At 71.5% G+C, this 7,495-nt stretch carries 6 protein-coding genes and 1 rRNA gene; 5 read left to right on the forward strand and 2 right to left on the reverse strand.

Going from position 1 to position 7,495, the window contains the following annotated elements; genetic code table 11:
- Nucleotides 1-72 precede the first annotated feature (72 nt).
- Genes AB0D01_RS15140 through AB0D01_RS15160 form a run of 5 tightly spaced genes read left to right on the forward strand, consistent with a single transcriptional unit; the run spans nt 73 to nt 6,733 of the window.
- Nucleotides 73-888, forward strand: coding sequence for a hypothetical protein (locus tag AB0D01_RS15140; RefSeq protein WP_363055594.1), 816 nt, complete (start codon nt 73-75; stop codon nt 886-888).
- Nucleotides 878-2,239, forward strand: a complete 1,362-nt coding sequence (locus AB0D01_RS15145) for a hypothetical protein (RefSeq protein WP_363055595.1) — start codon at nt 878-880, stop codon at nt 2,237-2,239. Before AB0D01_RS15140 ends, AB0D01_RS15145 begins: the two co-directional genes overlap by 11 nt.
- The gene (locus tag AB0D01_RS15150; RefSeq protein WP_363055596.1) at nt 2,236-3,798 is read left to right on the forward strand and encodes an SCO6880 family protein; all 1,563 of its coding nucleotides are present in this window, start codon (nt 2,236-2,238) and stop codon (nt 3,796-3,798) included. The genes AB0D01_RS15145 and AB0D01_RS15150 overlap by 4 nt, the downstream gene beginning before the upstream one ends.
- Nucleotides 3,799-3,818: 20 nt before the next feature.
- The gene (locus AB0D01_RS15155) at nt 3,819-5,231 is read left to right on the forward strand and encodes an ATP-binding protein (protein ID WP_363055597.1); all 1,413 of its coding nucleotides are present in this window, start codon (nt 3,819-3,821) and stop codon (nt 5,229-5,231) included.
- Between the two features lie 2 nt (nt 5,232-5,233).
- The gene (locus AB0D01_RS15160; RefSeq protein ID WP_363055598.1) at nt 5,234-6,733 is read left to right on the forward strand and encodes a type VI secretion protein; all 1,500 of its coding nucleotides are present in this window, start codon (nt 5,234-5,236) and stop codon (nt 6,731-6,733) included.
- 13 nt (nt 6,734-6,746) lie between these two features.
- On the opposite strand, the gene AB0D01_RS15165 is transcribed toward AB0D01_RS15160, so the two are convergent.
- Both AB0D01_RS15165 and rrf read right to left on the reverse strand, forming a co-directional pair.
- Nucleotides 6,747-7,307: a GNAT family N-acetyltransferase gene (locus AB0D01_RS15165; protein WP_363055599.1), complete on the reverse strand. Its 561-nt coding sequence runs from the start codon at nt 7,305-7,307 to the stop codon at nt 6,747-6,749.
- Between the two features lie 95 nt (nt 7,308-7,402).
- Nucleotides 7,403-7,495: ribosomal RNA gene (gene rrf / locus AB0D01_RS15170) — 5S ribosomal RNA — on the reverse strand; the annotation flags it as partial.

Below are 7,495 nucleotides of genomic sequence, written 5' to 3' on the forward strand. Positions count from 1 at the left end.
GAGGAATCACCACACCGCGTCTGAGCGGACACGAGCGCTACCGTCGAACGACGCGGAGGGGGCGGACAGGCAGTGAGCAACGACGACCAGTACGGCGACGTGGGCGGCACCGGCCAGACCCGCACCCGCCTCCCGGACTACCCCGCCGACCCCTACTCCACCCCCCGCCGCACCCCCCGCCCCACCCGCGGCCTGGTCACGGTGGTCGGCGTGGTCGTCCTCCTCATCGCCGCCATCGCCTTCGCGAACCGCTCCGGCGACACCCCGGACACCTCCGCCGCGAACAAGCCCCCGGAAACCTCCCCCACGGCCCCGACGGGCACCCCCCCGGTCACCACCAAGACCGCGGGCATCCCGAAGAACTTCGCCCACGACGAACAGGGCGCCCAATCGGCGGCGGCAAACTACGCGGTCGCCCTGGGCTCGGACGCGATGTTCAACAAGAACACCCGCCACGCCCTGGTGGACGGCATCTACGCACCCCAGGCAGCCGCTGCTCTGAAGGGTCCGCAGGACGCGGCCTACAGTCCCGCCTTCCTGGCCCGACTCGGCCTCGACGCGAACGGCAATCCCCCTCAGGGCAGCACCTTCGTGACACGCGCCGTTCCCATCGGCACCCGCATCGAGAACTACAACCCGACCGCCGCGAAGGTCTCGGTCTGGTACACCGGCCTGATCGGGATGTCCGGCGACAAGTCCACCGATCCCGTCCGCACCACCTGGAAGACCTGGACCTTCGAACTGAACTGGGTGGCCGAGGACTGGAAGGTCGTCGACGACACGCAGCAGGACGGGCCGGCCCCGGTGCCCGGCGACGTCCCCGTCTCGACGTCCGACGACATGAGCAAGGCCATCAAGGAGTTCGGAGGGTTCACCTATGCCCGCTAGCTTCCCGCGCAGGCTGGGCGTGGTCGCCTCCGTCCACTTGGCACTCGCCGCGCTGGCCACACGGGCCTACGCCGCCCCGACCCCGACACCCACACCCACACCCACACCGGCAACCCCCCCTGGTACCGGCACCACACCCAGCCCGCAGGCCAGCAATGACCCTTGCGCCCTGCTGGACGGCCCCTCCAAGCAGTATTGCGAGGCCGACCGTGGAACAGGCAAGGGAACGGGATCAGGGCTCGCCCCCAGCGACGGGGCAGGCGACGCCATCAACCCCCTCTCCTCCCTCGCCAAGGGCTGCGCCGACGCCGCCGCCTGGATCGTCGGCAAACTCAGCGAAGCCGTCAAAAGCACCGCCAACGTCGACTTCACCAACCCCGCCTTCCTCCAGCAGTACGCCGTCGTCTTCGCCGCCTCCACCATCCTCACCCTCGTCCTCTGGCTCCTCGCCGTCACCAAGCGCGCCATCCGCGGCGTCCCCCTCGCCACCGCCCTCTCCGAAGCCATCGGCTTCCTCTGGCTGACCGTCCTGGCCTCCGCCTTCACCCCCCTGATCCTCTACACCGTCGTCTCCGCCACCGACGGCGTCACCGAGGTCATCGCCTCCGCCACCGGCAACCAGACCGACGTCTTCTTCGGCTCCTTCGCCGAAGCCCTCAAAAAGGGCGAGGACATCGGCGGCGGCCCGATCATGCTGATCGTCGTCGCCCTCGTCACCGTCCTCGCCGCCGGCGTGCTCTGGCTGGAGCTCGTCATCCGCGCCGCCCTCCTCTACGTCGGCGCCCTCCTCGGCACCGTCGTCTACGCCGGACTCGTCGACCGCAACATGTGGGGCCACGTCCGCCGCTGGGCGGGCATCATGATCGCCGTCATCCTCGTGAAGCCGGTCATCGTCGTCGTCCTCGGCCTCGCCGGCGCCCTCTCCGGCGACAAGGGCCCCAACGCCTTCTCCGCCGTCGTCTCCGGCCTCGCCATCATCCTCCTGGCGATCTTCGCCTCCGCCGCGATCTACCGCTTCGTTCCCGGCTTCGGCGACGAGATCGCCTCCGCCCGCTCCAACCGCTCCAAGGCCACCGACGGCGCCCAGGCCGCCGCCGTCATCAGCTCCCCCGCCTCCCTCGTCTCCCAGGGCATCAAGACCCACAGCAGCCGCGGCGGCGGAGGCGGCGCCCACCGCGCCGGCGGCTCGGGCGGCGGCGACGCCAACCAGATCTCCGGGGGCATGGCCGCCCACAGCAGCCGGGGCGGCTCGGGCGGCGGCTCCCTCCCCGCCCCCCCACCTCCGCCCCGCACCGGCTCCAGCACGAGGACCACCGGCAACACAGGAAACACAGGAGGTGACGGGCGTTGACGACCCAGTCCCACCAGCTCCACCCGGTCGCGCCCCGCCGCACGTATCTCATCGGCCGCGCCCGGCCGAACGCGATCGTCGGCAAGAACCGCGAAACCGGCGAGATCGCACTGATCATCGCCGGCGCGTTCTTCGGCATGATGAGCGGACTGCTCGTCCCCGACCTCACCCTGCGCATCGTCGCACTCGTCGGCTTCCCCCTCCTCGCCCTCGCGGCCGTGTACGTCCCCTACCGGGGCCGCACCTTCTACCGCTGGTTCGAGATCAGCCGCAGCTACAAGCGCACCCTGCGCCGCGGCACCACCTACCGCTCCTCCGCCATGGAAGCCGGCACCCGCGCCGCCGACGGCCGCGAGGTCGAGGTCGGCCCGCCCCCCGGCATCGGCCGCATCAACTGGCTCGCCGCCCCCTTCGGCCCCGACGAGATCGCCGTACTCCTCCACGCGGACCGCCGCACCGTCACCGCCGCCATCGAGATCGAGGGCCCCGGCGTCGGCCTGCGCGACAGCGAGGACCAGGAAGCCCTCGTCGACCGCTTCGGCACCCTCCTCAAGCACGTCGCCAACGGCGACGGCTTCGTCACCCGCCTCCAGATGCTCGCCCGCACCCTCCCGGCCGACCCCGACGCCCACGCCAAGGACGTCGCCCAACGCGGCGACACCCACGCCCCCGTCTGGCTGCGCGACTCCTACGACCAACTCCAGTCGATGGTGTCCACCTCCTCCGAGCAGCACCGCGCCTACCTCGTCGCCTGCATGCACTACACGCGCGAACTCGCCGCCGAGGCCCAGACCATCGCCCGCGCCGCCACCCCCCACAAGGGCCGCAAGCTCGACCGCGACGCCGGCCTCGCCATCGTCATGGCCCGCGAGCTCACCGACATCTGCGCCCGCCTCGCCGAAGCCGACATCCGCGTCCGCCAGCCCCTCGGCCAGGGCCGCCTCGCCTCCCTCGTGCACTCCATGTACGACCCCGACCACCCCATCGACCACATCCAGGCCATGACCAAGCGCAACGCCTGGCCCGCCGAGCTGGACGCCGTCGAACCCACCTACCTCCAGGCCAAGACCCGCGAGTCCTCCACCCGCGCCCCCTGGTGCCACGCCACCGCCTGGGTCAAGGAATGGCCCATGACCCCCGTCGGCGTGAACTTCCTCGCCCCGCTCCTCGTCCACACCCCCGACGTCATCCGCACGGTCGCCGTCACCATGGACCTGGAACCCACGGAAATCGCCATCGAGCGCATGCTCACGGAGAAGACGAACGACGAGGCCGACGCCTCCCGCGCCGCCAAGATGAACCGCACCGTCGACCCCCGCGACATCGCCGCCCACGGCCGGCTCGACCAGAGGGGTGAAGATCTCGCCAGCGGCGCTGCCGGGGTCAACCTCGTCGGGTACATCACGGTGTCCTCGCGTTCACCCGAAGCCCTCGCCCGCGACAAGCGCACCATCCGCGCCTCCGCCGGCAAGTCCTACCTGAAGCTCGAATGGTGCGACCGCGAGCACCACCGCGCCTTCGTCAACACCCTGCCGTTCGCCACCGGCATCCGACGCTAGCTGGAGGGAACGGCCGCCCCATGCGAGATCCCATGTCCGCCCTGACGGACGCCTTCACCAGCTTCCTGTTCGGCAAGGTCGAGACCACCCGCCTGCCCGTACGCACCTCCACCGGCCAGGCGCAGGCCGTCTACCTGCCCACCGCGGCCCCCGGCCTCGGCGACTCCGGCGTCATCATCGGCCGCGAGGTCTACAGCGGCAAGGGCTACATCTACGACCCCTTCCAGCTGTACGGCCAGCAACTCCCGGCCCCCCACTGGCTGGTCCTCGGCGAATCCGGCAACGGCAAGTCCGCCCTGGAGAAGACGTACGTCCTGCGCCAGCTCCGCTTCCGCGACCGCCAGGTCGTCGTCCTCGACGCCCAGGGCGAGGACGGCGTCGGCGAATGGAACCTCATCGCCCAGCAGCTGGGGATAACCCCCATCCGCCTGGACCCCATCGCCGCCAACGACGCCGGGATCCGCCTCAACCCCCTCGACCCGGCGATCACCACGACCGGCCAGCTCGCGCTGCTGCGCACCATCATCGAAGTCGCGATGGGCCACGGCCTCGACGAGCGCTCCGGCTTCGCCCTGAAGGTCGCCCACGCCTACGTCGTCGACACCATCCGCGACCGCCAACCCGTCCTCACCGACATCGTCGAACAACTGCGCCACCCCGAAGCCGAATCCGCCGAGGCCATGAACGTCGACATAGACGACGTCCGGGCCTGGGGCCTCGACGTCGCGCTCGTCCTCGACCGCCTCGTCGACGGCGACCTGCGCGGCATGTTCGACGGCCCCACCACCGTCGGCATCGACCTCGACGCCCCACTGATCGTCTTCGACCTCTCCCACATCGACCGCAACTCCATCGCCATGCCCATCCTCATGGCGATCGTCGGCGTGTGGCTGGAACACACCTGGATCCGCCCCGACCGCAAGAAGCGCATCTTCCTCGTCGAAGAGGCCTGGCACATCATCAACAGCCCCTTCGTCGCCCAGCTGTTCCAACGCCTCCTGAAGTTCGGCCGCCGCCTCGGCCTGTCCTTCGTCGCCGTCGTCCACCACCTCTCCGACGTGGTCGACGGCGCCGCCGCCCGCGAGGCCGCCGCCATCCTCAAGATGGCGTCCACCCGCACGATCTACGCCCAGAAGGCCGACGAGGCCCGCGCCACGGGTCGCGTCCTCGGCCTGCCCCGCTGGGCCGTCGAGATCATCCCGACCCTCACCCCCGGCATCGCCGTCTGGGACGTCAACGGCAACGTCCAGGTGGTCAAGCACCTGATCACCGAAGCCGAACGCCCCCTCGTCTACACCGACCGCGCGATGACGGAGTCCAGCCAACAGCTCCCCGACGAACTGCTGGCCGCCGAACTCGAAGCGGAGGAAAGAGCCCTGCTCATCGAACGCCACCGCCACGGCGGCCCCGGCTCGGCGACCACGGTGGCCTGACCATGTCCCACACCGACCGTACGCAGCCCCCCGCGCGCGGCGGCGGCGTCCCCGACGGGCTCCTGGTCGGGCTCCTGGCCTTCCTCATCGGGCTCGCCGTCCTGATCTGGTCGGCCACCGGCCTGTCCGCCCTCTTCGCGAAGGGCGCCTGGCCACAGACGGTCACCTTCACCCGCACCCCGGGGGCCGTCCGCTCCCTGATAGCGCAACCCCAGAACCTCGCGGCGGCCTGGCCGGACACCGACCCGAACTCCCTCTCCGGCTGGGGGCTGTTCTGGGGCCTGCTCATCGGCCAACTCCTGATCGTCCTGGTGCTGACGGTCTTCGTCATCGGCGTCATCGCCCGCACGAAGGCCCGCCGCACCCGCCCCCAACCCGAACCCCCCACCCCGGCCCCGCTCCCCCACCCCACACCCGCACCGGCCCCCAAGGCACCGGCGGCCAAGCCCCCCACCCCGACAACCCCACCCCCCACACCGACGCCCACGCCCACACCCACGGACGAGGCCTACCGCTACGGCTTCGGCTACGCCCCCACCCGCCCGACCCCGCCCGACCCCACGACGATCGGCACCCTCACCACCCAGACCCCGCAGCGGATCGGCTACGCACCCCCCGCCGAACGCCACCACCTCGCCACGCGCGCCATCGCCGCCGCCGAGGGCGCGGCCCTGGTGGTCACCTCCTCCCCCGCCCTCTGGGCGGAGACGAAGGACGCCCGCGCCAAACTCGGCCCGGTCCTCCTCTACGACCCCTCGCACCTGTGCGACACCCCGGCCCGCATGCACTGGAACCCCGCCGAGGGTTGCGCCGACCGCGACACCGCCGCCGCCCGAGCCACCACCCTGCTGGCCCCCGTACGGCCCTCGGCCCGCCTCGACAGCGCCGTCGCGGACACCGCGGAGACCCTCCTGCGCAGCTGGCTCCAAGCCGTCGCCGTCGACGGCCTCCCCTTCAAGCAGCTCGCCCGCTGGGCCCAGGGCAACGGCTCCCAGGAGCCCGTACGCATCCTGCGCACCCACCCGCAGGCCGCCCCCGGCGCCGCCGGCGAGCTGGAGAGCGCCCTCACCGCCCACCCTGAGCGCCGCGAACAGGCCCAGTACCTGACGGCCCGCGCCCTGTCCTGCCTGACCTCGATCCACATCCGCGAGGCCTGCACCCCGCACCGGACGGACGCCCTGACCCTCGCTTCGTTCGTCGCCGAAGGGGGCACCCTCTACGTGGTGGGCGAACCCCTCGAAGACCCCCGCACCCACCCGGGAGCGATGCCCCTCCTCACCGCGCTCGCCGCGGACGTGGTCGAGCACGGCCGCCGCATGGCCGCACGGTCATCCCCCGGCCGGCTCGACCCACCACTGACGCTGGTCCTGGAGGACATCGCGGCCGTGGCGCCGGTCCCCCAGCTCCCGGACCTCCTGGGGGACGAGACCCTGCCCCTCCTGGCCCTGTGCCGCAGCCGCGAACAGGCACGCACCCGCTGGCCGCACGCGACCTTCGCCTGAGCCCCTTCCCGCCCTACCCGCGGGGCCGGTCGAGGACGTACTCGTGCTCGTGCTTCCCGGCCCCGCCCTCCAGCTCCACCACGCGCCCGCTCGCCGCGAACCCGAAGCGCCGGTAGAAGGCGGCCGCCCGCGCGTTGTCCTCGTGCACGAAGAGCCGTACGCGTTCCAACGACGGCCCCTCCAGTGCCCAGGCCCACTCCACCCCGGCCACGAACAGGGCCTCGGTCAGCCCCGTACCGCGATGCTCAGGCCGCACGAACACGCCCACGACGTGCCCCTGGCCCCGCTCGACCGGATCCCCGAAGAAGTCGACGGTGCCGGCCTCCTCGACGAGGACGGTCACGGAGCCGACCCAGCGTCCGTCGGGCCCTTCCGCGATGAACTGCCGGGCACCCCGCCCCTCGGCGCCACCCGCCGTCCGCTCCTGCCAGTGCGCGTCGGGCTGCGCGGAGGCCCGCTCGAAGGTGTCCAGGAACGCCACCGGCGCCGCGGGATCCCTCAACGCGTCCAGCCGCAATTCCTTGACCTGCTGCCACTCCTCGGCCCGTACGGCCCGCACCACGTAGTCATTCATAACCATGGATCCTAGCCGGCCCCCACCGCCCCTTACCGACCCCTGAACGCAGAAAAGCCCCGCACCATAAGGTGCGGGGCTTTCCCACAATGATTGTTCGGCGGCGTCCTACTCTCCCACAGGGTCCCCCCTGCAGTACCATCGGCGCTGAAAGGCTTAGCTTCCGGGTTCGAAATGTAACCGGGCGT

Source organism: Streptomyces sp. NPDC048606, assembly GCF_040650855.1.
Lineage (GTDB): Bacteria > Actinomycetota > Actinomycetes > Streptomycetales > Streptomycetaceae > Streptomyces.